Genomic DNA, 26,355 nt, shown 5'->3' with positions numbered 1-26,355 from the left:
TCATTCCCTCTTCGTTTACCGCTAGTCTGCGGACATCTGCAACGCCGCCATCCGCCTTTCAAACAAGAGCCGGCCATGACTGATCTGTCCCCACTCCCAGGCCCTGCAAGCGTCACCGTCGCAGCACTGGACGGGCGCTTTTTTCGGCCACCGTTGCCTGACGGCCACGTGCTGCGGCCTCGTTTGTGCGAGCGCCTGAGTGCCGGTCTCGGTGGCAGGCTGTTACTGGTCAGCGCCCCGGCGGGGTTCGGCAAGAGTTCATTGGCCGTTGAGTTCTGTCAGGGCTTGCCGGCCCATTGGCAAAGCCTCTGGCTGGGGTTGAGTCCGCGCGACAGCGATCCCGGTCGTTTTCTCGAGCGGTTGCTCGAAGGCCTGCAGGACTATTTTCCGCAACTGGGCAGGCAGTCTCTGGGACTGCTGAAAATGCGCCAGCGGCATCAACCTTTTGCCTTCGAGGAATGGCTGGACGGTTTGCTCGACGAGTTGGCCGTGCATTTGCTGCCGACGGCACCGCTGCTACTCGTACTCGATGACTACCATCTGGCCCAGGGCCCGGTTCTCGATCGCTGCCTGCAGTTTTTCCTCAATCATCTTCCCGACGGCTTGCTGGTGATGGTCACCAGTCGCCAGCGTCCGGACTGGCACCTGGCGCGCCTGAGGCTGTCGCGACAACTGCTCGAGTTGCATGAGCAGGACCTGCGCCTGACCCACGATGAAGCCATGTCCCTGCTCGATCGGCACAGCACCTCCTTGCGCGGCGAAGCGCTGGAGAACCTGATCCAGCGCAGCGAAGGCTGGGTCGCCGGGCTGCGTTTCTGGCTGCTGGCGGCCTCCGAAGCGGGCACCGCTGGCGCCTTGCCCCAGTCCTTGCACGGTGGGGAAGGGCTGATCCGCGACTACCTGCTCGAAGAGGTCATCGATTGCCTGCCGGCCGAGGTCCAGGCATTTCTCTACGACACCGCGCCCCAGGAGCGATTTTGCAGTGAGCTGTGCGACGCTGTGCGCGAAGCCCATGACAGTGCCGACATCCTGCGTTTTCTGCTGGCCCATCAGGTGTTCCTGGTACCGCTGGATGAACAGGGTCACTGGTACCGTTATCACCATCTGTTTTCCGACCTGCTGCGCACGCGACCAACCGCCCAGGCGATGGTGCCGGCGGCGAGCCTGCATTTGCGCGCCTGCCGCTGGTTCAATGCCCAGGGACTGCTCGATGAGGCGGTGGAGCAGGCGCTGCGTGCCGGGCACCTGGATGTCGCGGCGAACCTGGTGCAAAACCTCTCGGAGGAGCAACTGCTGGCCGAGCAGAACGTCGGCATGTTGTTGCGTTGGAAGATGGATTTGCCCGACAGCCTGCTGATCAGCACCCCGCGTCTGATCGTGCTGTACAGCTGGGCGTTAGGGTTGGCCTGTCAACTGGATGCCGCCGAGGAACTGGCCAGTCATCTGAGCCGCTTCCTGCCCGCCCCGTCGGCCACCGCGCAGAAATCCATGCTGGCGCAATGGCTGGCCTTGAGCGGCATCATCGCCCGCGGGCGCGGCAACCGCGAGCTGACCCTGCTCTACTGCAGCGAAGCGCTGGAGAGCCTTCCCTCAAAGCGCTATGGCCAACGCCTGATGTGCCTCTCGACCCTGTCCAACCTGGCGATTGCCGACGGCGACCTGTGGCGCGCACGGGGCTTGAACCGTGACTCCCTGGAATTGGCCCAACGGGTCGGCAATCCGTTGTTCGAAGCACTGGCCCATTACGACCGCGCCCGAGTGTTGCAGGCGCGCGGGGAGATCCTGCGTTCACTGGACGAAGTCCGTCAGGGGCTGCAACGCCTACAGGGTTTATCCCCGCAACGGCTGTATGCGGTGCGCGCTCGTCTGACGTTGTACGAGGGTTTCCTGCTGGTCCTGCGTTTGCAGCCCCAAGCCGCACGGGGGCGGTTGCAGGCGGGTCTGAGCGAAGCGCGCGCCTGTCGCGATATCAGCGTGTTGATCGGCCACTGCGTGATCGCCAGGCTTGAAGGCAACAGCGGTGAATTTGCCAAAGCCTTCGCCGAACTCGCCGAAGCCGAACGCCTGATGCACATCTGGGACGTGCCGCCGATCTACTACCTGGCGATGATCACCCTGGTCAAATGCGAGCTCTGGCTGGCCCAGGGCCGTACCGACCTGGCCGGGGCCTGGCTGGCGCGATTGGGACAGACCTACAACGGCGAACAGGCGGCGGCGCCCCCCGAATTCCATCCGCAACTGCCACTGCACATCGAATTGCAACAGGCCATGCTGGACGTGATCCAGGGCCAGCCGATGCTGGCCGAAGGGCGCTTGAATGCATTGCTCGAGCATGGGCAACAGACCGGCCGACAGCTGCTCAGCGTGATGGTCCTGACCCAGAAAACCGAACTGCTGCTGGCGCACAACCGCGAGCTCGAAGCCCGGCAAGCCTTCGCCCAGTCCCTGGAAGCCGCCAGTGGCGGAGTCCTGCAACCCTTCGACGGCTTGCTCAACAAATACCCTGACTGGCTGCGCGAGCAGCTCCAGCACTGTGCAAAAGCGACAATTGCACAAAACCTGTCAGAGCGCCTGCCCGCGGTCGCTGTACGCATTGCCCCGGAATCCTTGCCAGCCTGCGAGCAGCTCAGCTCACGCGAACTGGCTGTGCTGAAACTCATCGCCCAGGGCTGTTCGAACCAGGAAATCAGCGATCAGCTGTTCATTTCCCTGCATACGGTTAAAACCCATGCCAGCCATATCAACAGCAAGCTGGGGGTGGAGCGTAGAACCCAGGCGGTGGCGCGGGCGAAGGCGTTAGGGGTGTTGGCCTGACGTATTTCGACGATACCCATCGCTGTAAATGGCTTGATGGCCAATTTATGCAAAAATCCCCGTCCCGTTTACCGAGCAGGCCCGATGTCACAGCAACCGACTCTCATCCGCGAAACCTTCCCCGTCGGCCCGTTGCAGTGCAACTGCACGATCATCGGCGACCCGATCACGAAAAAAGCCATCGTAGTCGACCCGGGCGGCAATCATGAGCTGATCCTGGCCCGCCTCGACGCCCTGGGCCTGAAGGTGGTCAGCATCATTCACACCCACGCGCACCTGGATCATTTCCTGGCCTCCGGTCAGTTGAAGGAGAAAACCGGCGCGACCCTGCATTTGCATAAGGAGGATCAATTCCTCTGGGACAACCTGGAGATGCAATGCCAGATGTTCGGAGTGCCTTACACGCCGGTGCCGTCGCCAGATCGCTGGTTGGCCGATGATGAAGAACTGGCCTGCGGCTGCGGTGTCGCCTTGCACACGCCGGGGCATACGCCGGGTTCCATGAGTTTCTGGTTTGCCGACGCCAAATTGCTGATTGCCGGTGACACTCTTTTTCGGCGCGGGGTAGGGCGTACGGACTTGTGGGGTGGCGATCAGGCGACCATCGTGCGTTCGATCAAGCAACGGCTGTATACCCTGGATGAAGAGGCAACGGTGGTGACGGGGCATGGTCCTGACACTCTGCTGGGCGATGAAATGCGCGAGAACCCTTTTGTGCGCGCTTGATCTGTATTTGAGAAAAACAGGGTGGAATTTTTACCGATAAAAATGATCCAACGCCCGCAAAGGCTGACGCCTTGGTCCGTTGCACCACAGAATGCATAAAAGTAGGAGCTATTAATGTTCACCAAGCAGCGTTTGATTATTGTCGCTACGGCTGTGGCCTTGCTGTCTGGCTGTGCCTCGCCTAACCCTTACGACAACCAGGGCCAGGCCGATGGTGGTTCCACGGGCATGAGCAAAACCGCTAAATACGGCGGACTCGGCGCGCTGGCCGGTGCATTGGCCGGTGCCGCCATCGATCACAACAACCGTGGCAAGGGCGCGCTGATCGGCGCCGCCGTGGTGGGGGCTTCCGCTGCCGGTTATGGTTACTACGCCGACCAGCAAGAGAAAAAATTGCGCGCCAGCATGGCCAACACCGGGGTTGAAGTGCAGCGTGAGGGCGATCAGATCAAGCTGATCATGCCGGGCAACATCACCTTCGCTACTGATTCGGCGAACATCGCTTCGAGCTTCTATCAGCCGCTGAACAACCTGGCGGGTTCGCTCAAGGAATTCAATCAGAACCAGATCGAGATCGTCGGCTACACCGACAGCACCGGCAGCCGCCAGCACAACATGGATCTGTCCCAGCGTCGCGCCCAAAGCGTGGCGACCTACCTGACCTCCCAGGGTGTCAGCGGTGCCAACCTGTCGGCGCGCGGTGCCGGTCCGGATAACCCGGTTGCCAGCAATGGCGACGTCAATGGCCGAGCGCAAAATCGCCGTGTCGAGGTTAACCTCAAGGCGATTCCGGGTCAGCAGTATGGTAGCCAGCAACAAGGCACCGTTCAGCAATACCCGTAACACCCGCGCAATAAAAAACTGTAGGAGCGGGCTTGCTCGCGAAGGGGGCGTTTCAGTCGACATGAAAGTTGTCTGACACAACGCCTTCGCGAGCAGGCTCGCTCCCACATTGGACCGAGTTCTTGATAAACACGCGGTCACCTGTGGGAGCGAGCCTCCTCGCGAAGAGGCCGGATCAGGCAAGCCTAACCATCAGAAACAAAAAAGCCCCCGGACAATCATTCATCCGAGGGCTTTTTCATGTCGCGCGAAACCTGATTACTTCTTCAGGCCATAATGCTCATCGAGCATACCCGGCGCATTCGGGGCTTTGGGGGCGTAGTCGCGAGGCGGCTCCTGATTGCGCGGTGGCGTCAGGCGTTCCCGTGGAGCCTGCGACGCGTCGGCGTGCAGGGCGGCCAGCAAGCGTTGGCGAGTCTGCTCGTCCAGGGCCAGGCGATTGGCACCCTCGGCGAGATGATCTTGCACTTCCTGATAGCTCGCAGTCAGTTTCTTGACCAGTGTCGCAGTGCTGTTGAAGTGGGTGACCACCTCGTTCTGATAACTGTCGAAACGTTCCTGAACGTCATCCAGCTGACGTTGCGTGCGGTTAGGCGCGGCATTCGGCACCAGGCGAGCGATCAGGAATCCAATGGCGACACCCACAACCAGGGCAAGAGTCGGCAACAACCAAACTAAGAGCGAGTGTTCCACGAGTCCTTCCTCTATAAACGGCTTTGCTTTACGTTAACGGCTCGAACCTGCGCTGTATACCGCGATTCACTCGCAATAGATTGGCACAGACAATTTGCTAGACGAGTTGACCCGATTCGAGGTCACGGAGTTCCTTCCTTGCTTATGCGCGAAACCCCTGTAGTGATTGATGGCCCGGTCGGCCAGTTGGAAGCCCTTTACCTGGATAACGAGCAGGCGCGTGGCATTACGCTGATCTGCCATCCGAACCCGGTGCAGGGCGGCACCATGCTCAACAAAGTGGTCTCGACCTTGCAGCGCACGGCGCGCGATGCCGGTTTGATTACCTTGCGCTTCAATTACCGTGGTGTCGGCGCCAGCGCAGGCACCCACGATATGGGCACGGGTGAAGTCGACGATGCTCAAGCGGTCGCCGCATGGCTGCGGGCCAGGCATCCTGACTTGCCGCTGACCCTGTTCGGATTCTCCTTCGGCGGTTTTGTTGCAGCAAGTCTCGGCGGGCGCCTGGAAGCCAAAGGTGAGCAGCTCAAGCATCTGTTCATGGTCGCGCCCGCGGTCATGCGCCTGGGCGATCAGGATCAGCTGCCACAGCAGGGCGAGCTGACCCTGATCCAGCCGGAAACCGATGAAGTCATCGATCCGCAACTGGTCTACGACTGGTCCGAACAACTCGAGCGTCCCCATGAGATACTGAAAGTGGCAGAATGCGGACACTTTTTTCATGGCAAGCTGACCGATCTCAAGGATCTGATCCTGCCGCGTCTTTCGAATTGACTGCAGTCTGACAAGCGATTACCCATGACGACTCGTACCCGTATCCTCACCGGCATCACCACCACCGGCACGCCGCACCTGGGCAACTATGCCGGCGCCATCCGCCCGGCGATCCTGGCCAGTCGCGACAGCAATGCCGATTCGTTCTACTTCCTGGCCGACTACCACGCCCTGATCAAATGCGATGACCCGCTGCGCATCCAGCGTTCGCGTCTGGAAATCGCCGCGACCTGGCTGGCCGGTGGCCTGGATGTGGACCGCGTGACCTTCTACCGCCAGTCCGACATCCCGGAAATCCCTGAACTGACCTGGCTGCTGACCTGCGTCGCCGCCAAGGGCCTGCTAAACCGTGCCCATGCCTACAAGGCCTCGGTGGACAAGAACGTCGAGACCGGCGAAGACCCGGACGCCGGCATCACCATGGGCCTGTACAGCTACCCGGTGCTGATGGCCGCGGACATTCTGATGTTCAACGCGCACAAGGTGCCGGTCGGTCGGGACCAGATTCAGCACGTGGAAATGGCCCGGGACATCGGCCAGCGCTTCAACCACCTGTTTGGTCAGGGTAAAGAGTTCTTCACCATGCCCGAGGCGCTGATCGAAGAAAGCGTCGCCACGCTGCCAGGCCTCGACGGTCGCAAGATGTCGAAAAGCTACGACAACACCATTCCGTTGTTCAGCAGCGCCAAGGAAATGAAGGACGCGATCTCGCGGATCGTCACCGACTCCCGGGCGCCGGGCGAAGCGAAAGATCCAGACAACTCGCACCTGTTCACCTTGTTCCAGGCCTTCGCCACTCCTGCGCAGTCCGATGAGTTCCGCAGCGAATTGCTCCAGGGCCTGGGTTGGGGCGAGGCGAAAAACCGTCTGTTCCAACTGCTGGACAACGAACTGGGTGAGTCCCGCGAGCGGTATCACCAGCTGATCGAACGTCCGGCTGATCTGGAAGACATCCTGCAAACCGGCGCCAAAAAGGCTCGCTCGGTGGCGACTCCCTTCCTCCACGAGCTGCGTGAAGCGGTCGGCCTGCGCTCTTTCGTGGCCCAGACCCAAGTGGCAGCGACCACCAAGAAGAAAGTCGCGAAAGCCGCGCGTTTTGTCAGTTTCCGCGAAGAAGACAGCAGTTTCCGTTTCCGTCTGCTGGCGGCCGATGGCGAGCAACTGCTGCTGTCGCGCAACTTCGCCGACGGCAAGACCGCAGGGCAAGTGACCAAGCAATTGCAATCGGGCCAGCCGCTGGATGTGCGCAGTGAAGACCGCAGCTTCAGTGTCTGGCTGGAAGGTGAGTGCGTGGGCGACAGCCCGACATTTGCTGACAACGCCGCTCGCGACGTCGCCATCGATGCCTTGCGAGTTGCCCTGACCCCGGTTCAGGAATAATCAACGGCTCGGTCCGACCAAGGGCCGATTGCCATTCCCCCGGGCCGTCGCTACAGTGACGGCCCGTTTTTGTTGCCTTGCTAACGAATTATGACGCCCCTAGAACGATATCAAGCTGATCTGAAACGCCCGGAATTCTTCCATGACGCCGCGCAGGAAACTGCAGTGCGCCATTTGCAGCGCCTGTACGACGATCTGGTTGCTGCGTCGAACAACAAACCGGGCCTGCTCGGCAAGCTGTTTGGCAAGAAAGAACAGGCACCGGTCAAGGGCCTGTACTTCTGGGGCGGCGTGGGCCGCGGCAAGACCTACCTGGTCGATACCTTCTTCGAGGCGCTGCCGTTCAAGGAAAAGGTCCGCACCCACTTCCACCGCTTCATGAAGCGCGTGCACGAAGAGATGAAGACCCTGGGCGGCGAGAAGAACCCGCTGACCATCATCGCCAAACGATTTTCCGACGAAGCAAGGGTGATCTGCTTCGATGAGTTCTTCGTGTCCGACATCACCGACGCGATGATCCTCGGCACGCTGATGGAAGAACTGTTCAAGAACGGCGTAACGCTGGTCGCAACGTCGAACATCGTGCCGGACGGTCTGTACAAGGATGGCCTGCAGCGTGCGCGGTTCCTGCCGGCCATTGCGCTGATCAAGCAGAACACCGAAATCGTCAACGTCGACAGCGGCGTCGATTACCGTCTGCGCCACCTGGAACAAGCCGAACTGTTCCACTTCCCGCTGGACGAGGCGTCCCACGAAAGCCTGCGCAAGAGCTTCCGCGCCCTGACCCCGGAATGCACGGCCGCCATCGAAAACGACGTGCTGATGATCGAGAACCGCGAAATCCGTGCCTTGCGCACCTGTGATGACGTGGCCTGGTTCGACTTCCGCGAACTGTGCGACGGCCCGCGCAGCCAGAACGATTACATCGAACTGGGCAAGATCTTCCACGCCGTGCTGCTCAGCGGTGTCGAGCAGATGAGCGTCACCACCGACGACATCGCCCGGCGCTTTATCAACATGGTCGACGAGTTCTACGACCGTAACGTGAAGCTGATAATTTCTGCCGAAGTCGAGCTGAAGGACCTCTACACCGGCGGTCGCCTGAACTTCGAGTTCCAGCGCACGCTGAGTCGTTTGCTGGAAATGCAGTCCCACGAATTCCTGTCCCGGGCGCATAAGCCGTAGGATGATTCGGAAAATAAAAAAGGGCCTGCAAATGCAGGCCCTTTTTTTTGCGCCGCAGAATCCCGTGAGGGAGCTGGCAGCCCAAAACTATCTGGCACACCCCATACCCTGTGGGAGCGAGCCTGCTCGCGAAAGCGATCTTTCATCCAACAATGATGTTGACTGATATGACGCCTTCGCGAGCAGGCTCGCTCCCACAGGTCAGTCTTGAGCGAGAAAAAATGCAAGTTCATCCTGTCGCTGACAGCCCACCAGCAACCAGAGCAGGATTCGGGCTTTGCGTGGACAGAGAAAGCCAGTCATCAACGCGCCTCTGCGAATCAAATCCATCTCGCTGCCGATAAAACCGTATGAAGATTGAGCGGTAGGTCCTGATCCGGTGCGTGTCGCAATGAGGACGGGTATTTTCTTTGCGATTTTTTCGACAACATCAGCCCATTGTTCTGATACATGACCCGCTCCGAAACCAGCAATCACCAGGCCGTCGTAACCCAGTTCGAGAATGTTATTCAATAACAGGGTATCGGCAGACAGCGTACTTTCCAGCAGGGCAATCGCCTGGGTTGTTTGCTGCGGCAAAGGCAAAAGCTTTCGTTGGGACGGCTCCCGAAAATAGTGGACGGCACCTTCCAGGAGCATGCCCGTTGGACCCACCATCGCTGAAGAAAATGCTTGTAGCGCTAATGAATCGGTTTTACGCACGGCACTCGCGTGGTGAACCTGTCCACTCATGACGACTTGAACGCCGCGACACCGACTGCTTTGCGCCAGCGCAACCCGGCAAGCATCCAGCAGATTGGCTGGACCATCTGCTCCCGCCTGGTTTGCAGAGCGCATGGCGCCAGTCAGGACCAGCGGCGCGTCATGGCTCCACAAGTATTCAAAAAAAGCCGCAGTCTCTTCCAGGGTGTCCGTGCCTTGAGTGATGACAACACCGGTTGCACCGCTCTCGACCTGATAGTTCGCCCAGTGGAGAACACTCAACAAAAACTCGAAACTTAAAGAAGCACTCAGGTGCAGTCCCAGTGTTTCGACGGTGATCCTTGCCAGATTCTTCAGTTCCGGAACCGTGGACAGGAGGGTTTCGCCGCTGACTGTCGGGATAACGCCTGCACCGACATGGCCGGCTTGCATGCTCACGGTGCCGCCTAGCGCCGCGATGGCCAGTTTGGGCAGATCCATGTTTTACCTCGCTTGTAGATGACGAGAGCAGGCTGTACCGGTAAGGCCAGCCTGATGGCAGTGCTTCAGTCGGTTATCAGAAGTCCGATAAACGGAATGATCAGCAGCGTACTGATGGCCATGGAGAGGACATTACCGATGTATGGGTGCATATCGCTTGGCACCCTCTTGGCAATGGCACAGGCCAATGGTGGGGCGATAAGTGCGCCTAGCATTGCGCTTGACGCAATGACCTGCCAACTGCCCCCGTATGTCAGAACTGCCGCTGGTACAACCGACACCAGTGGAACGTAGGTGGGATACCAACCAAGTCGCATCCACTGTCGACGCCATATCACCACCCCTATGGCAGACGTCAGCGCCTGCGCACCGATGAGTTGCGGCAGCAAGCCCGAGCCATAGGCGGGGCTCATGGGGTTCCAGGTGTAGGCCAGGAATGCACCCAGCAACAGGCCGATGCTGGCCAGCTCATTACCGAAGAACGGCGCTTCCGAAAAATCCGCCAATACACGGCGCAGGCTCCAGATGATTTCGTAATCGGGAATTTTGTCTTGGCAGGTTCAACGGCGGGGGTGGATGATTGCTTGGGCTGGGGAGTCGGGTCGGACTTCACCAGGCTTGGCACGTAACGGCAGAGTAGAAATGCCAGGACGCTGGCAACCGCCATACCAGAAACATTGCCAATCACGGCTGGCAAGCCCATTGGATTGCAGACGTAGTTAACGATCAGCAAACACATGGGCGTGACCAGCACGGCACCCATGATTGCGCCATTGATAGTGACCTTCCAGCCACTTCCAAACATCAGCACCATCGCCGCCGGCAATGAAACAAAGGCTGCAAACGTGGGTTGCCAGCTGGTGGCTGTGACCGTCCAGCCCCACAGCAGATTACTCAACACTAGTCCAAGGAGCGAACTGGTGATCAGCCAAGGCCATAATCCGCTGCCGTAGGAAATGGCAAATCCTTGCCAGACTTTTCCCGTTCGATTTGCCCAGTACGCCAGATAGGCTCCAGCCAGCAACCCGATGGAAGCGAACTCGTGTTTGTAGAATGCGACCTCGCTGATGTCTCCCAGTACCCAGCGCAACCAGGCACTCGGATCGGGAAGGTTTGACACCATGTGGTCGTAATCGGGCCAATGGGCTGACCAGGATGAGCGGTGGGTGAATGAAAGCCAGGTAATCAGCAGTCCGGTACCGATCACCAACAAGATGATCGACGTATCAAGTTTCCTGCTGGCAAGCGGATTCAGCCGATGGGTATCGGTATTGGGTTCCATGATCGGGCCTCCCTGATCAGCGTGGGAGAGGAGGGTGTTGGGTGTAACCAAGCATCTGATCGTAGAGATCGGTGCGACGATCACGATGCAGGTCGTTCAGGTTGTTCCAGATGGGGGCACTACGGGAGCTGGTCAGGTCAATATCGGCAAACAGTATTTCCTGTTTGTCCGCTGAAGCCACTTTGCCAATCGGCCAGCCATTGGTGCCAGCAATCAACGAGCAGCCCAGGTAACGAGCGCCTCGCTCTTCACCGATCCGGCTGGCGGCTGCAATAAACACATTGTTGACGTGAGCGGCCGTCATTGTCAGATACGAAGCCATGCATTTACCGGCGTCATCGAACAGCGGCGGAGGCGTCCACACCCAGTTGTTCAGGCTGCAAATGATGTCCGCGCCTTGTTGGCTGAGGATTCGCGGTACCTCCGGGAACCAGATGTCCCAGCAGATCAACAACCCGATGCGGCCTATCGGCGTATCAAAAACCGGGAAACCGATGTCTCCCGGGGTGAACCATAGTTTTTCAAGGTTCCATAAATGGGCTTTGCGGTACTTACCGATAAAGCCGTCGGGGCCAACCAGGACAGCGGTATTGAAGAGTCGCATGCCGTCTCGTTCGGTCAGTCCCGCAACCAGATAAATCTTGTGTTTGCTGGCGAAGTCCATCCAGCTTTGAACGCACGGCCCGCCAGGGACCGCTTCGGAATATTCGAAAGCGTCCTGTCGGTTAGTGAAGAAATAGCCGGTACTGGAAAGCTCGGGCAGCACGATGAGATTTGCACCGTCGTTTACTGCCTCCAGCGCCAATTCCAGGCAGCGGCACAGATTTCCTTCACGGTTTTCCATGCCGAATTGTGGATCGAATTGCACGACTGCTACACGAACAGGACTTGTTGACTCGCTCATACGGATGACCTCGTTTTTATTGTTCTTCAACATGTGTAATTGCGGTTTTATTAGGCGTTGAAGATACAAATGCACGAAAGTCAGCCTTTTCCTTTTCGGTTGTAGTACGTGTCTGAAAACAGGTCGGGGAACGGGGGCGGCGGATCTGAAGCCGAATCAAGGCGAAGCATAATCAAAAGATCGTCCGAACGCGGCCCGAACCTTCGGCAGCTCCTACAGGGGAATTGGGTACGGTCGAAATGGATTGGTCGGCTGCCGGGGCGTCTTCGAGGGCAGGTCGGCTGTCAGGCCGCCTCACTTTGGCTTCTGCTGTTGCGGTGCACGCCCCGAGAGGCCGAGTGGAGGTTCTGCGCAGTGGGCAACCCGGCATGAATGCCGGGTTTGCCGCCCCCGGCCATGGATGGCCGATGGCGGCGGGCCTACGGAGCAGGACCGAAGCGAGGGCATGCCGAGCCTAGGCGAGGCACCGATTGCCCACAATTGCAGCAACGCGGTGTATCAGGCGAAACGTGTCATCGTTCATCGCCAGCAAGCTGTGCTCCTACAGGTGGGCGCGATCTTATGCCGCTTGCAGAAACTGCTGCCGGTACTGATTCGGCGACAATTCCGTGTGTTGGCGGAACAGCCGCGCAAAGAAGCTCGCATCGTCGTAACCCACCTCATAACTGATGGTCTTGATGCTCTTGCGGCTACCCGACAGCAAGCCCTTGGCGGTTTCGATGCGCAGGCGTTGCAGATAATGCAGTGGCTTGTCGCCGGTGGCGGTCTGGAAGCGGCGCATGAAGTTGCGGATGCTCATGCCGTGTTCCCGGGCGACGTCTTCGAAGCGGAATTTGTCGGCGAAGTGTTCTTCGAGCCAGTGCTGGATCTGCAGGATGATCACGTCCTGGTGCAGTTTCTGCCCGCCGAAGCCGATTCGTCCCGGCGAGTAGCTGCGTTGCACTTCGTAGAGGATGTCGCGGGCCACGGCCTGGGCCACGTTGGCGCCGCAGAAGCGCTCGATCAGGTAGATGTAGAGATCGCAGGCCGAGGTGGTGCCGCCTGCGCAATACAGGTTGTCGGCGTCGGTCAGGTGCTTGTCCTGGTTGAGCTGGACCTTCGGGAAGCGCTCGGCGAAGGCGTTGAAGAAGCGCCAATAAGTGGTGGCTTCCTTGCCATCGAGCAAGCCGGCTTCGGCGAGCCAGAACACCCCGGTGGCCTCGCCACACAGCACCGCGCCGCGCGCGTGTTGCTGGCGTAGCCATGGCAGGACCTGGGGATAACGTTGGCAAAGGGTTTCGAAGTCGTCCCAGAATGCGGGGAGGATAATGACGTCGGCATTTTCCAGGCCGCCGTCCACCGGCAGGATCACGTCGCTGAAGCTGTTGACCGGTTTGCCGTCGGGACTGACGAGCCGCGTCTCGAACGCAGGAGTCAGGCCATGGCCCAGTTGTTTGCCGTAGCGCAGGCTGGCCAGGTGGAAGAAATCCTTGGCTTGCATGAGGGTGGAAGCGAAAACCCGGTCGATAGCCAGGATGCTGACGCGCCGCAAGGGCGTGGAGGCTCGGTTAGACATAATTCAACTTTATTCTTATAGGGGAAAGTGGTCACCAGACGGCTGGATCGTCTTATTTTTTGTCTGATGTGTCCAGTGTCCCGTATCGAATGCGAGGCATAGTCTCTGAAGGACAACTCCTTCTAACAATAACGATAGGTGCCGCATGATCCCCAGAACCTTGTTCAGTCCCGAGCACGAACTTTTTCGTGACAGCGTGCGAACCTTCCTCGAGAAAGAGGCCGTGCCGTTCCATGGGCAGTGGGAAAAACAAGGCTACATCGACCGCAAACTCTGGAACAAGGCGGGGGAGGCGGGGATGCTGTGTTCGCACTTGCCGGAAGAATATGGCGGGCTGGGAGCGGACTTTCTTTATAGCGCCGTGGTGATCGAAGAGGTGGGGCGCCTCGGCCTGACCGGGATCGGCTTTTCTCTCCATTCAGACATTGTTGCGCCGTATATCCTGCATTACGGCAGTGAAGCGCTGAAGCATAAATACCTGCCAAAACTGGTGTCCGGCGAAATGGTCACCGCCATTGCCATGACCGAGCCAGGTGCCGGTTCCGACCTGCAAGGGGTAAAGACCACCGCGGTGCTGGACGGCGACGAGTATGTGATCAACGGTTCGAAGACATTCATTACCAACGGTTTTCTGGCTGATCTTGTGATTGTCGTGGCCAAGACCGATCCGAAAGCCGGCGCGAAGGGCACCAGTCTGTTTCTGGTCGAGGCGGATACACCGGGCTTCGACAAGGGCAAGCGTCTGGAAAAAGTCGGCATGAAGGCTCAGGACACCTCGGAGCTGTTCTTCCAGGACGTCCGGGTGCCCAGGGAAAACCTTCTGGGCCAGGCGGGGATGGGTTTTGCCTATCTGATGCAGGAACTACCCCAGGAGCGACTCACGGTTGCCATCGGCGGATTGGCCTCGGCCGAGGCCGCGCTGCAATGGACGTTGGACTACACCCGCGAGCGCAAGGCGTTTGGCAAGGCGATTGCGGACTTCCAGAACACTCGCTTCAAGCTGGCGGAGATGGCGACGGAGATTCAGATCGGCCGGGTGTTTGTCGATCGCTGCCTGGAGCTGCACCTGCAAGGCAAGCTCGACGTGCCGACGGCGGCGATGGCCAAGTACTGGGGGACTGACCTGCAATGCAAGGTGCTCGACGAGTGCGTGCAGCTGCATGGTGGTTACGGGTTCATGTGGGAATACCCGATCGCCCGGGCCTGGGCGGATGCACGGGTGCAGCGGATCTATGCCGGGACCAATGAGATCATGAAGGAGATTATTGCGCGGTCGCTGTAATGCAGCGGTGACTGTTAGATCGCCTTCGCGAGCAGGCTCGCTCCCACAGGGGATATGAGGTTGATCACCATTTTGTGATCGACACAGAATCCTTGTAGGAGCGAGCTTGCTCGCGAAGGTCGTCAACGATAACGCTGGAAGCCAGACACCCCTCGGCGCCCTCAGGTTTATCGCGAGCAAGCTCGCTCCTACAGGGGTGGTTATGGTGCAGGATTGGGGTGATCCTTGTGAATCGCCTCGATCCCCGCCAGCACTTCATCGGAAAGTTTCAGCTCGAAACTCGCAATGTTGCTTTCAAGCTGTTCCAGCGTCGTCGCCCCAATGATGTTGCTGGTGACGAACGGTTGCTGCGTGACGAACGCCAGCGCCATCTGCGCCGGATCCAGGCCGTGCTCGCGCGCCAATGCCACATAACGGCTGCATGCCGCTTCCGACTGTGGATTGAAATAGCGACTGAAGCGGCTGTACAGGCTCAGGCGGCCTTTTGGAGGACGTGCGCCACCTTCGTACTTGCCCGACAGAAAACCGAACGCCAGCGGCGAATAGGCCAGCAGGCCGCACTGTTCGCGGATGGCGATTTCCGCCAGGCCGATTTCGAAGCTGCGGTTGAGCAGGTTGTAGGGGTTCTGGATCGACACCGCGCGTGGCCAGCCACGGGCTTCGGCCAGGGCGAGGAAGCGCATGGTGCCCCACGGCGTTTCATTGGACAGGCCGATGTGGCGGATCTTGCCGGCCTTGACCTGTTCGTCCAGCGCCTCGAGGGTGTCCTCCAGGGGTGTGAGGTTGGCTTCGGTCTGGTGTTTGTAGCCCAGCTGGCCGAAGAAGTTGGTGCTGCGCTCCGGCCAGTGCAGTTGATAAAGATCGATGTAGTCGGTCTGCAGGCGCTTGAGGCTGGCATCCACGGCTTCGGTGATGTGCTGGCGGTTGTGGCGCAGGTTTTTATCGCGGATGTAATCGATGGTGTTGCCCGGGCCGGCGATCTTGCTGGCCAGGATCCAGTCGGCGCGATCGCCGCGACTTTTGAAGTAATTGCCGATGTAGCGTTCGGTGGTGGCGTAGGTTTCGGCCTTGGGCGGTACCGGATACATCTCGGCGGTGTCGATGAAATTGATCCCGGCGCTCTTGGCCCGTTCAATCTGGGCGAAGGCTTCAGCCTCGCTGTTTTGCTCGCCCCAGGTCATGGTTCCGAGGCAGATTGCACTCACGTTCAGATTGGTTCGGCCTAGCTGGCGATAGTCCATCGGGTGCTCCTTGGGCAAAACAATCATAAAAGCAGGTTGAATTATTTTTCGCAATCTGCATAATTGCGCACCTCTTTCTGCAGTGGAAGTGATGCGCCGCCGCCGAAGAATCTTGCCGTTGAACGGACGCGCCGACCCGAGCCCCCGAAAGCGTCTGTATCCGGCTGCCTTTGACTTGTCAAAGTACGCACTATTCAGTAAGATCCGCCGTCTAATTTACAGGGCGGCCCCTGAGGCTATAAAGAATGAAAACTTTTACTGCTAAACCGGAAACAGTACAGCGCGACTGGTTTGTCGTCGACGCTGCAGGTCAGACCCTGGGTCGTCTGGCCACCGAAATCGCGAGCCGTCTGCGTGGCAAGCATAAAGCTGAGTACACTCCTCACGTTGACACCGGCGATTACATCGTCGTTATCAATGCCGAGCAGATTCGTGTAACCGGTGCTAAAACCACCGACAAAATCTACTACTCCCACTCCGGTTTCCCGGGCGGCATCAAGTCGATCAACTTCGAAAAGCTGATCGCTAAAGCCCCTGAGCGCGTGATCGAGACCGCGGTCAAAGGCATGCTGCCTAAGAACCCGCTGGGTCGCGACATGTATCGTAAGCTGAAAGTCTATGCGGGCGCTGTACACCCTCATACTGCTCAGCAGCCCCAAGAACTGAAGTTTTAACGGAATAGTTCATTATGTCGGCGACTCAAAATTACGGCACTGGCCGTCGCAAGACCGCAACCGCACGCGTTTTCCTGCGTCCGGGCACTGGTAACATCTCCATCAACAACCGTTCGCTGGATAATTTCTTCGGCCGCGAAACTGCCCGCATGGTAGTTCGTCAGCCGCTGGAATTGACTGAGACTGTCGAGAAATTCGACATCTACGTCACCGTGATCGGCGGTGGTGTAAGTGGTCAAGCTGGCGCAATCCGCCACGGTATCACTCGCGCGCTGATGCAGTACGACGAAACCCTGCGTGGCGCTCTGCGCAAAGCTGGCTTCGTGACTCGCGATGCTCGTGAAGTTGAACGTAAGAAAGTCGGTCTGCGTAAAGCGCGTAAGCGTCCGCAGTACTCGAAGCGTTAATTCGCTTTCGCGTTCAAAAAGAACGCCCAGTTCCTTTCGGAGCTGGGCGTTTTTTTATGGGCGGGATTTCTCGGGAAATTGTTCTGTGACAACTTGCCACATCCGCTGAAGCCCTATACTGCAAGGCTTGGCAGTGAAGCCCCTCGGTAATTACCTTGTCAGAATTGGGGCTTTTCATTACCATTCGGCAAAATTTTTATAAGTACATAGTTTTACTTAGTAGATGCCTGATTTAACAGGCCACAAAGCTGATGGGAGAGGACTGAATGAGCAATGACGGCGTGAATGCAGGCCGGCGTCGCTTCTTGGTAGCAGCCACATCCGTGGTGGGTGCTGCAGGAGCGGTGGGGGCTGCGGTCCCGTTCGTGGGGTCATGGTTTCCCAGTGCCAAGGCGAAAGCCGCAGGTGCACCGGTGAAAGTGAATGTCAGCAAAATCGAGCCAGGCCAGCAGATGATTGCTGAGTGGCGAGGTCAGCCGGTGTTCATTGTCCGCCGTACCGAGGAAATCCTGGGGAATCTGAAAAAGATCGAGGGCCAGTTGTCTGACCCTACCTCCAAGAACTCGACACAACCGACCTATGTCGACCCGGAAACGCGTTCGATCAAGCCAGAGGTTCTGCTGCTGATCGGTATCTGTACGCACCTGGGTTGCTCGCCGACCTTCCGTCCAGAAGTGGCGCCTGCTGACTTGGGCAAGGATTGGGTGGGGGGTTATTTCTGCCCTTGCCACGGTTCCCATTACGATATGGCTGGCCGCGTCTACAAGTCGCAACCTGCGCCTTTGAACCTGCCAGTACCCCCGCATTCCTATGAGACCGATGACATCATTGTCGTTGGCGTCGATACGGAGAAAGCGTGATGAGCAAGTTCATGGATTGGGTTGATGCGCGCTTTCCCGCGACCAAAATGTGGGAAGACCATCTCAGCAAGTACTACGCCCCGAAGAACTTCAACTTCTTCTATTTCTTTGGCTCCCTGGCGCTGCTCGTCCTCGTCAACCAGATCGTCACCGGTGTCTGGCTGACCATGAGCTACACCCCGTCGGCGGAAGAGGCGTTTGCTTCCGTCGAATACATCATGCGCGACGTCGAGTACGGCGCGATCCTGCGTCTGCTGCATTCCACCGGCGCTTCGGCGTTCTTCGTCGTGGTCTATCTGCACATGTTCCGTGGCTTGCTTTACGGTTCGTACCAGAAGCCGCGCGAGCTGGTGTGGGTCTTTGGCATGCTGATCTACCTGGCGCTGATGGCCGAGGCCTTCATGGGCTACCTGCTGCCGTGGGGCCAGATGTCCTACTGGGGGGCCCAGGTGATCATCTCGCTGTTCGGTGCGATCCCGGTTATCGGTGACGACCTGACCCAGTGGATCCGTGGTGACTACCTGATTTCCGGTATTACCCTGAACCGCTTCTTCGCCTTGCATGTCGTGGCGCTGCCGATCGTGATTCTCGGTCTGGTGGTGCTGCACGTTCTGGCGCTGCACGAGGTCGGATCGAACAACCCGGACGGCGTGGACATCAAGAAGTACAAGGACGAAAACGGCGTACCGCTGGACGGTATTGCCTTCCACCCGTACTACACCGTGAAAGATATCGTCGGCGTGGTGGTGTTCCTGTTTATCTTCTGCTCGATCGTGTTCTTCTTCCCGGAAATGGGCGGCTACTTCCTCGAGAAGCCGAACTTCGAAGTGGCGAATGCCTTCAAGACCCCAGAGCACATCGCTCCGGTCTGGTACTTCACGCCGTTCTACGCGATTTTGCGGGCGATTCCGGACAAGCTCCTGGGCGTGATCGCCATGGGTGCAGCCATTGCCGTGCTGTTCGTCCTGCCATGGCTGGACCGTAGCCCGGTCAAGTCGATGCGCTACAAAGGCTGGCTGAGCAAGATCTGGCTCTGGGTGTTCTGCATCTCGTTCGTGATCCTGGGCGTGCTGGGTGTTCTGGCGCCAACGCCAGGTCGTACCTTGCTGTCGCAGGTATGTACCTTCCTGTACTTTGCCTACTTCATTCTGATGCCGTTCTACACCAGGCTCGAGAAGACCAAACCGGTTCCGGAAAGGGTGACTGGCTGATGAAAAAGCTATTTGCTGTACTGATTCTTGCTGCCATGCCTGTGCTGTCCTTTGCGGCAGAACACGGTGGCCCCGAGTTGGAAAAGGTCGACATCGACGTGTCCGACAAGGCCGCGATGCAGGATGGTGCACGTACGTTCGCCAACTACTGCATGGGCTGCCACAGCGCCAAGTTCCAGCGTTACGAGCGTGTGGCCGACGATTTGGGTATTCCTCATGACCTGATGCTGTCGAACCTGGTGTTCACTGGCGCCAAGATCGGCGACCACATGAGCATCGGCATGCAACCGGCTGATGCCAAGACCTGGTTTGGTGCTGCGCCGCCCGACCTGACCCTGGTGGCTCGTGTTCGAGGTACTGACTGGCTCTACGGTTACCTGAAATCGTTCTACGAAGACCCGTCGCGTCCTTGGGGTGTGAACAACAAGGTGTTCCCGAACGTCGGGATGCCTAACGTGCTGGTCGGCTTGCAAGGTCGCCAGGTCGTCGGTTGCAAACAGGTCCAGGTCGTCGAAGACGGCAAGAAGCAATATGATCCGCTGACCGGTACGCCGCTGACTCATGAAGCGTGCGATCAGCTGACCATCGTGCCCAAGAGCGGAACGCTGACCGAAGAGCAGTTCGATGAGAAGGTCAAGAATCTGGTAACCTTCCTCGCCTACTCGGCTAACCCGGTTAAGCTGCAACATCAGCGCATCGGTACCTACGTCTTGCTGTACCTGGCGTTCTTCTTCGTATTCGCCTACTTGCTCAAGCGTGAGTACTGGAAAGACGTGCACTGATAAAGCTTCAAGCAATTGCTGTTAATCGCGCGCGCCCAAGGGCGTCTCTGAAGGTGTAACGAGCCTGGTGATCCAGGCGTTACGGGAGGCGCCCTCTGGGCGCGCTCGTTTTTCCGCTTCCGATAATTTCAACAAGCGAGGAGGACCGCCATGGGCGTGACCAATCGGTTGGCCTGTTACTCCGACCCCGCCGACCACTATTCCCACCGAGTGCGTATCGTACTTGCAGAGAAGGGTGTCAGCGCCGAGATCATTTACGTGGAGGCTGGTCGCCAGCCGCCTAAACTGATTGAAGTGAACCCTTACGGCAGCCTGCCCACCCTGGTCGATCGTGACCTGGCGTTGTGGGAGTCGACCGTGGTGATGGAATATCTGGATGAGCGTTACCCGCACCCGCCTTTATTGCCGGTTTATCCCGTGGCGCGTGCCAACAGCCGTCTGCTGATTCATCGCATTCAGCGTGACTGGTGTGGTCTGGTGGATCTGATCCTGGATTCGCGGACCAAGGAAGCCGCCCGGGTCGTGGCTCGTAAAGAGCTGCGCGAAAGCCTGACTGGCGTGTCGGCGTTGTTCGCCGACAAACCGTTTTTCCTCAGCGAGGAACAAAGTCTGGTGGACTGCTGCCTATTGCCAATACTCTGGCGATTGCCGATTCTGGGCATTGAACTGCCGCGGCCTGCCAAGCCGCTGCTTGATTACATGGAGCGCTCGTTTGCGCGTGAGGCATTCCAGGCGAGTCTGTCTGGTGTCGAACGCGATATGCGCTAAGGCTTAAGGAGCCGCTATGAACTCCAGTCGACCTTATCTGGTCCGCGCGCTCTACGAGTGGATTGTGGACAACGATTGCACCCCGCACATGCTGGTCAATTCCGAGTATCCGTCGGTGCAGGTGCCCCAGGGTTTTGCCAGTGACGGACAGATTGTCCTGAATGTATCACCGGCTGCCGTGCGCCATTTGCACATGGACAACGAGGCGGTCAGCTTCGAAGGGCGCTTCGGTGGCGTGCCGCATACCCTGTACGTGCCTATCGCATCGATCCTGGGCATTTACGCCCGGGAGAACGGCCAGGGCATGGTGTTCGATCTGGAGTCGCCTATGGATGGTGAGGAAGAGATCGAGCAGGATGATGATATTCCGCCACCCGACAGTGAACCGCCGCGCCCGAGTGGTCGGCCAAGTTTGAAAGTGGTGAAGTAATAAAAAAGGCGATCCGAAAGGATCGCCTTTTTAATTACTTCTGTAGGAGCGAGCTTGCTCGCGAAAAACCTGAGAGCGCCGCTGGGTGTCAGGCTTGCCGCGTTATCGTTGACAACCTTCGTCGGAACGCCGCCCGGAGCAAGCTCGCTCCTACAAGGGCTTGTCAGTCGATGTATTCGAACAGTTTCACAATTTTCTGCACCCCGGAAACGCCCTGCACCAGATTGGTCGCTTGAGCGGCTTCCTGTTTGGTCAGCAAGCCCAGCAGGTAGACGATGCCGTTTTCGGTCACGACTTTGATGCGCGAACCGGGAATGGAGGCATCGGTGAGCATCTGGCTCTTGATCTTGGTCGTCAGCCAGGTGTCGTTCTGGCGTGCCAGCAGCGAAGAGGGTGCCAGCACCTGCAGTTCGTTATGCACTTTCTTCACGCGCTGAACCGCAGCGGCAACTTGTTCGGCCTTGGCCTTGAGATCGGCACGGGGCGTTTGACCGGCGAGCAACACAACACCGTTGAAGCTGGTGATGACGATATGTGAATCGTTGTCCAGGGCAGGATCGGCCTTGGCGATATTCACGCCGGCCTTGGTTTCGATCAGGGAGTCATCGATCTTGCTGCCGAAGGTGCGGGTGCCGCGGTCATCATCGATCGGCGCTTCACGGCTGGCGTTAACCACCGAGGTGCAGCCGCTGATGCCGAGGCACAGGGTCAAGGCCAGTAGGCCTAAGCGATTAGGGGTCATTCTTCACTCCCGAACAGTTGGCTGTCGATCAAATCGCAAAGGCAATGGATCGCCAGCAGGTGGACTTCCTGAATACGTGCGGTGACGTTGGCCGGTACGCGAATCTCGACGTCCTCGGGCAAAAGCAGGGACGCCATGCCGCCGCCGTCACGACCGGTCAATGCTACGACAATCATTTCGCGATCATGTGCGGCCTGGATCGCTTGAATTATGTTCGCCGAGTTGCCGCTGGTGGAAATTGCCAGCAGTACGTCGCCCGGCTGGCCGAGGGCGCGGATCTGTTTGGAGAAAATCTCGTTGTAGCTGTAGTCGTTGGCGATCGAGGTGATCGTCGAGCTGTCGGTGGTCAGCGCGATGGCTGGCAGGCTCGGACGCTCGCGCTCGAAGCGGTTGAGCAGCTCCGAGGAGAAGTGCTGGGCATCGCCGGCAGAACCGCCATTGCCGCAGGAGAGCATTTTGCCCTCGTTGAGCAGGGCGTTGACCATGACCTGGCTGGCTTGCTCGATGTGCGGTGCAAGTACTTCCATCGCCTGTTGCTTGGTGTCGATACTGGCCTGAAAAAGCTGGCGAATTCGCGATTGCATGTCCATCTGTGTGACCTTAATTAGCGCGGCTACTGGGCACATGAATGTGCAGCCCGCAAAGCAAAGAGCAAAAGTGTTGGGTAAAAGTGTCCGGGTCGCGGCGTAAGCGATCAGCTGTCGAAGGCATTCTGCAACCAGTTCAACTGAGCGAGGTTGCTGTCGATGGCAACCACGTCGAAGCGGCAGGGGGAATTGGCCCAACGCGACTCGCGCTGAAGAAAATACTGCGCGGCGAAAATCAGTTTCTGCCGTTTGCGCCCATCGATGCTATCGAGTGCGCCACCCCATTGGGTGTTCTTTCTGTAGCGGACTTCAACGAATACTACTGTATCGCCGTCAAGCATGACCAGATCAAGCTCGCCGCGTTTACACAACCAGTTCTGCGCCAGCAGGCGCAGGCCTTGTTGCTCAAGGTGCTCGAGCGCATGGCGCTCGGCATCTTTTCCGCTTTGCTGGCGTGACCTGTCAGGCATCAGCGTGGGGTGTCCGGCAGGCGTTGAACCTGACCATTGACGAACTGGGCCCATGGCAACTGGCGCACCACGCGTTGGTTCTGCGTCATGCCCAGGCTGCCCGACTGACCTTCGATACGGCTGTCCGGCAAGGCCTTGAGTTGTCCCAGGCGCGGGGCCAGACGATAAGCGTCGACGCCCATCGCATACAGGCGACCCAGGCTGCCGCCGGCTTGTGGCCATTGAGCGGTCACCTGACGGCGCAGTGGATCGTTGGCATCCAGCAGCCAGGGGGTTTCGCAGAAGCGCACGCCGTTCATGTCGTTGTACTGGTTCTGGTCGCCGCTGGCGCTGAACACGTGGGAGGTGGCGTAGACCGGTACGTCACCTGCGTACTGGAAGTTCAGGGTCGGCTTGATCTGCTGGGCTTGCTGAGGCGTTGCCGCGAGGAAGATGAATTCGATGTCCTGGCGACGCGAAGGCTGGGCAGCGACCTGTCCGCCAACGGTGCTCTGCAGGCTCTTGGCGCGACCTTCGCTCTGGCGCAGCTGGAACATATCGGCAATCTGCTGGGCCAGTTGCACCGGCTGATCGACACGTTCGGTGGCAACGATGCTGCCGCCGTTGGCTTGCCAGTCCTGGCTGAAAGCGCGCAGGACACGATCGCCCCATTCACCTTTCGGCACCATGATGGCGGCGCGATGCAGGCCGTCGGCGCGCGCGCGACGGGATACTTCGCGGGCTTCGTCTTCGGCGGCAAGGCCGAACTGGAACAGCTGTCCCGGACCTTGTTCGCCTTCGCTGTAGTTCAGCGCCAGGGTGGTGATCGGCAATTGCGGGCGAGTGCTGAGCTGCTTGACCAGCGGCTTCTCCAGTGGGCCGACGACCAGTTGCACGCCATCGGCCTGGGCCTTGCGATAGAAATCGTCCAGGGAAGTCAGGCGCGAACTGTCATAGAACTCGATGGCCGGTGGTTGCTGGCCAGCCTGCTGTGCCTGGTAATGAGCGGCCATGAACCCTTCGCGCAAGGCTTTGCCGACCGACGCCAGGGGGCCGTCCTGCGGCAGCAGCAGACCGATCTTGCCCAGGGGCTGGCTGGCCAGTTCCTTGAGCTTGGTCAGTGGCAATGGCAGCTGGATGGCGGCCGGGTGCTTGGGATTCTGTGCGCGCCAGTTGTCGATCGCGGCCTGTTGCTGTTCCAGGGTGCCGGCGCTCTTCACCGCCAGGGCCAGGCCCATCCAGCCGCCGAGATCATCGGTGGAGGTTGGCTGCAATTGATCGGTCGGCAGCGAGGCGATCAGGGTCCAGATCGCTTCGTGGTTCTTGCTGGCTGCTTCACCTTCAAGCATTGGCGCGATGAAGATACGCGCCCGTGCGGCGGCCAGGGTCTGGCCGTCGGCCTCAAGGGCGCGAGCGTGCACGGTGCCGGTGCGAACCTGCTGCTCGACAGGCAATTGAGCCAGGTGTTGCAGGCTGGAGTGGCTCAGGGCGGTCAACGCCGCTTTCGGCTGGTTGCGCACCATGGCCAGCTCGGCCGCCAGGGTACTGGCGAAAACCTGCGGGCCAGGCTTGAGTCGCTCGACGGGCACTTGTTGCAGGATTTGCGCGGACTGGCCGGCATTTCCCTGACGATAGGCCAGGTCCGCTGCATTCAGGCGCAGCAACGCGGCTTTTTCCGGGTCCTTGCTTTGAGCGGCCTGTTCGAGCAGTTGCTCGATGCTGGCATCAGGGGTCCGTGGAAGTTCGCCAAGGCTGGAGGAGGGCGAGCTGGCGCAAGCCGCCAGCAAGGCAGCGAGGCAGAGGGCAGTGAACAGCCGCAGGCAAGCGATCATGTAGTGTTCCTGATACTCGATCAAATTAGCGTGGAATTGTACCCAAGCACTGGCCGGGGCGCGATGTTACTGGTGTGAATCGATCAATTTAGCTCATGCAAATGTTGCAATGCTGCACAAACGGCAGGAAAACCGAGGGTGGCTTGCGCGTATCGCGAGCGTCGCTACGCGCTACAATGGCGGCTTTTACCGATCATGAGGTGTGCGCTTTGACTGCTCCAGGTCCTTTGAATTCCGCTGCTGGCTCGCTTTATGTGGTGGCGACGCCCATCGGCAACCTGGATGACATCAGTGCGCGTGCACTGAAGATCCTGCGCGAGGTGGCCTTGATCGCCGCCGAAGACACTCGCCATTCTCAGCGCTTGATGCAGCACTTCGGCATTCCCACGCCGCTGGCGGCCTGTCATGAGCACAACGAACGGGATGAAGGTAGCCGCTTTATCACCCGCCTGCTGGCCGGTGACGATGTGGCGCTGATCTCCGACGCCGGGACGCCGCTGATTTCCGATCCGGGGTATCACCTGGTGCGTCAGGCCCGTGCCGCAGGGATCAATGTGGTGCCGGTGCCGGGTGCCTGTGCGTTGATCGCGGCGCTGTCGGCGGCGGGATTGCCGTCGGACCGTTTCATTTTTGAAGGCTTCCTGCCGGCCAAGGCTGTCGGTCGCCGTGCGCGTCTGGAGTTGGTAAAGGAAGAGCCGCGCACGCTGATTTTCTATGAAGCCCCGCACCGCATCCTTGAGTGCCTGCAAGACATGGAGCTGGTCTTCGGCCCGGAGCGTCCGGCCTTGCTGGCGCGCGAGCTGACCAAGACTTTCGAAACCCTTAAAGGCCTGCCGTTGGCCGAGTTGCGCGAGTTCGTCGAGTCGGACAGCAATCAGCAGCGCGGCGAATGCGTGGTGTTGGTCGCGGGATGGTCGGCGCCCGAGACCGAGGACGCCGTGAGCAGTGAAGCGATGCGTATACTCGATCTGCTGCTCGAGGAGATGCCGCTCAAGCGTGCCGCTGCCTTGGCCGCGCAAATTACCGGCGAGCGCAAGAACGTGCTCTATCAGGTCGCGCTGGATAAACAGAAGGGCGAATAAACCCGACGTGCAGGAGTGGCCAAATGGCGTTAGCGCTTGTTCTTCGGCCGCTCTACCGTTAACCTTTGCGGCGGAGAGTCGATCGGACAGTCGCTGCCCTCTATGAAAATTAGGGGGGGGAGGAAAGTCCGGGCTCCATAGGGCGAAGTGCCAGGTAATGCCTGGGAGGCGTGAGCCTACGGAAAGTGCCACAGAAAATAACCGCCTAAGCGCTTCGGCGCCGGTAAGGGTGAAAAGGTGCGGTAAGAGCGCACCGCACGTCTGGCAACAGTTCGTGGCTAGGTAAACCCCACTTGGAGCAAGACCAAATAGGGTCCCAAGGCGTGGCCCGCGCTGGGGCCGGGTAGGTTGCTAAAGATGTCCAGTGATGGCCATCGTAGACGAATGACTGTTCAAGACAGAACCCGGCTTACAGATCGACTCTCCACCTTTTTTCCCAACCTCTGCTTAACTCATTGAGCAGGGGCGTTGTGATAGCCATTTCCCTCCTTTCAGAATCATCGGCAGAGCACTTTCGTAATACCGAAAAAATCTTACTCTTAACAATCTACTTTAACTTCTGAGCCCAGCCTCCTGTGCGGGATCAAGTTATTGAGCGATTTCACCTGCCCGATTCTCGTTACCCCTCCTTTTATGTTCCTAAATCCCAGTTCTGTAAGGGTTTTCCTTT

24 protein-coding genes, 1 other RNA gene and 1 pseudogene are annotated in these 26,355 nt (G+C 58.9%); 16 read left to right on the top strand and 10 right to left on the bottom strand.

Going from position 1 to position 26,355, the window contains the following annotated elements; all coding sequences use genetic code 11:
* The first annotated feature begins 75 nt into the window (after positions 1–75).
* The 3 genes from ACA041_RS27110 to ACA041_RS27100 all read left to right on the top strand — a co-directional run bounded on the left by ACA041_RS27110 (position 76) and on the right by ACA041_RS27100 (position 4,383).
* Positions 76–2,814, top strand: coding sequence for a winged helix-turn-helix domain-containing protein (locus ACA041_RS27110; protein ID WP_497438622.1), 2,739 nt, complete (start codon positions 76–78; stop codon positions 2,812–2,814).
* A gap of 84 nt (positions 2,815–2,898) precedes the next feature.
* A complete protein-coding gene (locus tag ACA041_RS27105) occupies positions 2,899–3,540 on the top strand; it encodes an MBL fold metallo-hydrolase (protein WP_497438621.1) in 642 nt (213 codons plus the stop codon).
* Between the two features lie 114 nt (positions 3,541–3,654).
* Positions 3,655–4,383 (top strand): YiaD family glycine zipper/OmpA-like lipoprotein, encoded by a 729-nt coding sequence (locus ACA041_RS27100; RefSeq protein ID WP_497438620.1) that lies wholly within the window; start codon positions 3,655–3,657, stop codon positions 4,381–4,383.
* Between the two features lie 258 nt (positions 4,384–4,641).
* Here ACA041_RS27100 and ACA041_RS27095 read toward each other — a convergent pair whose 3' ends face one another.
* Positions 4,642–5,076: a Z-ring associated ZapG family protein gene (locus tag ACA041_RS27095; protein WP_150797344.1), complete on the bottom strand. Its 435-nt coding sequence runs from the start codon at positions 5,074–5,076 to the stop codon at positions 4,642–4,644.
* A 144-nt stretch (positions 5,077–5,220) separates the two neighbouring features.
* Between ACA041_RS27095 and ACA041_RS27090 the strand changes: the two genes are divergently transcribed.
* From ACA041_RS27090 to zapE, 3 genes are all read left to right on the top strand, one after another.
* Entirely contained in the window at positions 5,221–5,850 is a 630-nt protein-coding gene (locus tag ACA041_RS27090; protein WP_497438619.1) for an alpha/beta hydrolase, read from the top strand.
* A gap of 24 nt (positions 5,851–5,874) precedes the next feature.
* Positions 5,875–7,230 (top strand): tryptophan--tRNA ligase, encoded by a 1,356-nt coding sequence (locus ACA041_RS27085; RefSeq protein WP_497438618.1) that lies wholly within the window; start codon positions 5,875–5,877, stop codon positions 7,228–7,230.
* Between the two features lie 90 nt (positions 7,231–7,320).
* Positions 7,321–8,415 (top strand): cell division protein ZapE, encoded by a 1,095-nt coding sequence (gene zapE, locus ACA041_RS27080; protein ID WP_497438617.1) that lies wholly within the window; start codon positions 7,321–7,323, stop codon positions 8,413–8,415.
* Positions 8,416–8,616: 201 nt separating this feature from the next.
* On the opposite strand, the gene ACA041_RS27075 is transcribed toward zapE, so the two are convergent.
* The 4 genes and pseudogenes from ACA041_RS27075 to ACA041_RS27060 form a co-directional block, all read right to left on the bottom strand.
* Positions 8,617–9,597, bottom strand: coding sequence for an asparaginase (locus ACA041_RS27075; protein ID WP_497438616.1), 981 nt, complete (start codon positions 9,595–9,597; stop codon positions 8,617–8,619).
* A gap of 65 nt (positions 9,598–9,662) precedes the next feature.
* Positions 9,663–10,879: pseudogene (locus tag ACA041_RS27070) on the bottom strand (hypothetical protein).
* 16 nt (positions 10,880–10,895) lie between these two features.
* Positions 10,896–11,783 (bottom strand): nitrilase family protein, encoded by an 888-nt coding sequence (locus tag ACA041_RS27065; protein ID WP_497442182.1) that lies wholly within the window; start codon positions 11,781–11,783, stop codon positions 10,896–10,898.
* Positions 11,784–12,342: 559 nt separating this feature from the next.
* Positions 12,343–13,239 (bottom strand): GlxA family transcriptional regulator, encoded by an 897-nt coding sequence (locus ACA041_RS27060; protein ID WP_497442181.1) that lies wholly within the window; start codon positions 13,237–13,239, stop codon positions 12,343–12,345.
* Between the two features lie 244 nt (positions 13,240–13,483).
* On the opposite strand from ACA041_RS27060, the gene ACA041_RS27055 reads away from it, so the two are divergent.
* Positions 13,484–14,620 (top strand): acyl-CoA dehydrogenase family protein, encoded by a 1,137-nt coding sequence (locus ACA041_RS27055; protein WP_497438615.1) that lies wholly within the window; start codon positions 13,484–13,486, stop codon positions 14,618–14,620.
* 200 nt (positions 14,621–14,820) lie between these two features.
* Here the strand turns inward: ACA041_RS27055 and ACA041_RS27050 are convergent, their stop codons facing one another.
* The gene (locus ACA041_RS27050; protein WP_497438614.1) at positions 14,821–15,861 is read right to left on the bottom strand and encodes an NADP(H)-dependent aldo-keto reductase; all 1,041 of its coding nucleotides are present in this window, start codon (positions 15,859–15,861) and stop codon (positions 14,821–14,823) included.
* A gap of 245 nt (positions 15,862–16,106) precedes the next feature.
* On the opposite strand from ACA041_RS27050, the gene rplM reads away from it, so the two are divergent.
* The 7 genes from rplM to ACA041_RS27015 all read left to right on the top strand — a co-directional run bounded on the left by rplM (position 16,107) and on the right by ACA041_RS27015 (position 20,993).
* The gene (gene rplM / locus ACA041_RS27045; protein WP_007905295.1) at positions 16,107–16,535 is read left to right on the top strand and encodes a 50S ribosomal protein L13; all 429 of its coding nucleotides are present in this window, start codon (positions 16,107–16,109) and stop codon (positions 16,533–16,535) included.
* Between the two features lie 14 nt (positions 16,536–16,549).
* Positions 16,550–16,942 carry a 30S ribosomal protein S9 gene (rpsI, locus tag ACA041_RS27040; RefSeq protein WP_002555064.1) on the top strand — a complete coding sequence of 131 codons (393 nt, stop codon included), beginning with the start codon at positions 16,550–16,552 and terminating at the stop codon, positions 16,940–16,942.
* 266 nt (positions 16,943–17,208) lie between these two features.
* On the top strand, positions 17,209–17,802 hold the full coding sequence (petA, locus tag ACA041_RS27035; protein WP_497438613.1) for a ubiquinol-cytochrome c reductase iron-sulfur subunit: 594 nt from the start codon (positions 17,209–17,211) through the stop codon (positions 17,800–17,802).
* On the top strand, positions 17,802–19,013 hold the full coding sequence (locus tag ACA041_RS27030) for a cytochrome b (RefSeq protein WP_497438612.1): 1,212 nt from the start codon (positions 17,802–17,804) through the stop codon (positions 19,011–19,013). The genes petA and ACA041_RS27030 overlap by 1 nt, the downstream gene beginning before the upstream one ends.
* Entirely contained in the window at positions 19,013–19,795 is a 783-nt protein-coding gene (locus ACA041_RS27025; RefSeq protein WP_497438611.1) for a cytochrome c1, read from the top strand. Before ACA041_RS27030 ends, ACA041_RS27025 begins: the two co-directional genes overlap by 1 nt.
* A 150-nt stretch (positions 19,796–19,945) precedes the next feature.
* Positions 19,946–20,563, top strand: coding sequence for a glutathione S-transferase N-terminal domain-containing protein (locus tag ACA041_RS27020; RefSeq protein ID WP_497438610.1), 618 nt, complete (start codon positions 19,946–19,948; stop codon positions 20,561–20,563).
* Between the two features lie 16 nt (positions 20,564–20,579).
* Complete coding sequence (locus tag ACA041_RS27015) at positions 20,580–20,993, top strand: ClpXP protease specificity-enhancing factor (RefSeq protein WP_497438609.1); 414 nt, start codon at positions 20,580–20,582, stop codon at positions 20,991–20,993.
* Positions 20,994–21,156: 163 nt separating this feature from the next.
* Here ACA041_RS27015 and ACA041_RS27010 read toward each other — a convergent pair whose 3' ends face one another.
* The 4 genes from ACA041_RS27010 to ACA041_RS26995 form a co-directional block, all read right to left on the bottom strand.
* Complete coding sequence (locus tag ACA041_RS27010) at positions 21,157–21,735, bottom strand: BON domain-containing protein (protein ID WP_497438608.1); 579 nt, start codon at positions 21,733–21,735, stop codon at positions 21,157–21,159.
* Entirely contained in the window at positions 21,732–22,325 is a 594-nt protein-coding gene (locus ACA041_RS27005; RefSeq protein ID WP_007972584.1) for a phosphoheptose isomerase, read from the bottom strand. Before ACA041_RS27005 ends, ACA041_RS27010 begins: the two co-directional genes overlap by 4 nt.
* A 104-nt stretch (positions 22,326–22,429) precedes the next feature.
* Positions 22,430–22,792, bottom strand: coding sequence for a YraN family protein (locus ACA041_RS27000; protein ID WP_154851003.1), 363 nt, complete (start codon positions 22,790–22,792; stop codon positions 22,430–22,432).
* Positions 22,792–24,603: a penicillin-binding protein activator gene (locus ACA041_RS26995; protein ID WP_497438607.1), complete on the bottom strand. Its 1,812-nt coding sequence runs from the start codon at positions 24,601–24,603 to the stop codon at positions 22,792–22,794. Before ACA041_RS26995 ends, ACA041_RS27000 begins: the two co-directional genes overlap by 1 nt.
* A gap of 176 nt (positions 24,604–24,779) precedes the next feature.
* On the opposite strand from ACA041_RS26995, the gene rsmI reads away from it, so the two are divergent.
* Together rsmI and rnpB are read left to right on the top strand one after the other, a co-directional pair.
* Positions 24,780–25,685, top strand: a complete 906-nt coding sequence (rsmI, locus tag ACA041_RS26990; protein ID WP_497438606.1) for a 16S rRNA (cytidine(1402)-2'-O)-methyltransferase — start codon at positions 24,780–24,782, stop codon at positions 25,683–25,685.
* Positions 25,686–25,759: 74 nt separating this feature from the next.
* Positions 25,760–26,113, top strand: an RNA gene (gene rnpB / locus ACA041_RS26985) — RNase P RNA component class A.
* Positions 26,114–26,355 lie beyond the last annotated feature (242 nt).

It is taken from the genome of Pseudomonas sp. LBUM1676 (assembly GCF_059695605.1).
This window is presented reverse-complemented; position numbering and strand designations above follow the sequence as displayed.

What these genes read in the sequence shown, in the direction of transcription:
- ACA041_RS27050 (WP_497438614.1), bottom strand. Translation starts at nt 15,861, where the DNA reads ATGGACTATCGCCAGCTAGGCCGAACCAATCTGAACGTGAGTGCAATC.
- ACA041_RS27025 (WP_497438611.1), top strand. Translation starts at nt 19,013, where the DNA reads ATGAAAAAGCTATTTGCTGTACTGATTCTTGCTGCCATGCCTGTGCTG.
- ACA041_RS27090 (WP_497438619.1), top strand. Translation starts at nt 5,221, where the DNA reads ATGCGCGAAACCCCTGTAGTGATTGATGGCCCGGTCGGCCAGTTGGAA.
- rpsI (WP_002555064.1), top strand. Translation starts at nt 16,550, where the DNA reads ATGTCGGCGACTCAAAATTACGGCACTGGCCGTCGCAAGACCGCAACC.
- ACA041_RS27100 (WP_497438620.1), top strand. Translation starts at nt 3,655, where the DNA reads ATGTTCACCAAGCAGCGTTTGATTATTGTCGCTACGGCTGTGGCCTTG.
- ACA041_RS27075 (WP_497438616.1), bottom strand. Translation starts at nt 9,597, where the DNA reads ATGGATCTGCCCAAACTGGCCATCGCGGCGCTAGGCGGCACCGTGAGC.
- ACA041_RS27030 (WP_497438612.1), top strand. Translation starts at nt 17,802, where the DNA reads ATGAGCAAGTTCATGGATTGGGTTGATGCGCGCTTTCCCGCGACCAAA.
- ACA041_RS27085 (WP_497438618.1), top strand. Translation starts at nt 5,875, where the DNA reads ATGACGACTCGTACCCGTATCCTCACCGGCATCACCACCACCGGCACG.
- ACA041_RS27000 (WP_154851003.1), bottom strand. Translation starts at nt 22,792, where the DNA reads ATGCCTGACAGGTCACGCCAGCAAAGCGGAAAAGATGCCGAGCGCCAT.
- ACA041_RS27010 (WP_497438608.1), bottom strand. Translation starts at nt 21,735, where the DNA reads ATGACCCCTAATCGCTTAGGCCTACTGGCCTTGACCCTGTGCCTCGGC.
- ACA041_RS27005 (WP_007972584.1), bottom strand. Translation starts at nt 22,325, where the DNA reads ATGGACATGCAATCGCGAATTCGCCAGCTTTTTCAGGCCAGTATCGAC.
- rsmI (WP_497438606.1), top strand. Translation starts at nt 24,780, where the DNA reads ATGGCGGCTTTTACCGATCATGAGGTGTGCGCTTTGACTGCTCCAGGT.
- ACA041_RS27105 (WP_497438621.1), top strand. Translation starts at nt 2,899, where the DNA reads ATGTCACAGCAACCGACTCTCATCCGCGAAACCTTCCCCGTCGGCCCG.
- ACA041_RS26995 (WP_497438607.1), bottom strand. Translation starts at nt 24,603, where the DNA reads ATGATCGCTTGCCTGCGGCTGTTCACTGCCCTCTGCCTCGCTGCCTTG.
- ACA041_RS27015 (WP_497438609.1), top strand. Translation starts at nt 20,580, where the DNA reads ATGAACTCCAGTCGACCTTATCTGGTCCGCGCGCTCTACGAGTGGATT.
- zapE (WP_497438617.1), top strand. Translation starts at nt 7,321, where the DNA reads ATGACGCCCCTAGAACGATATCAAGCTGATCTGAAACGCCCGGAATTC.
- ACA041_RS27110 (WP_497438622.1), top strand. Translation starts at nt 76, where the DNA reads ATGACTGATCTGTCCCCACTCCCAGGCCCTGCAAGCGTCACCGTCGCA.
- ACA041_RS27055 (WP_497438615.1), top strand. Translation starts at nt 13,484, where the DNA reads ATGATCCCCAGAACCTTGTTCAGTCCCGAGCACGAACTTTTTCGTGAC.
- ACA041_RS27020 (WP_497438610.1), top strand. Translation starts at nt 19,946, where the DNA reads ATGGGCGTGACCAATCGGTTGGCCTGTTACTCCGACCCCGCCGACCAC.
- petA (WP_497438613.1), top strand. Translation starts at nt 17,209, where the DNA reads ATGAGCAATGACGGCGTGAATGCAGGCCGGCGTCGCTTCTTGGTAGCA.
- rplM (WP_007905295.1), top strand. Translation starts at nt 16,107, where the DNA reads ATGAAAACTTTTACTGCTAAACCGGAAACAGTACAGCGCGACTGGTTT.
- ACA041_RS27065 (WP_497442182.1), bottom strand. Translation starts at nt 11,783, where the DNA reads ATGAGCGAGTCAACAAGTCCTGTTCGTGTAGCAGTCGTGCAATTCGAT.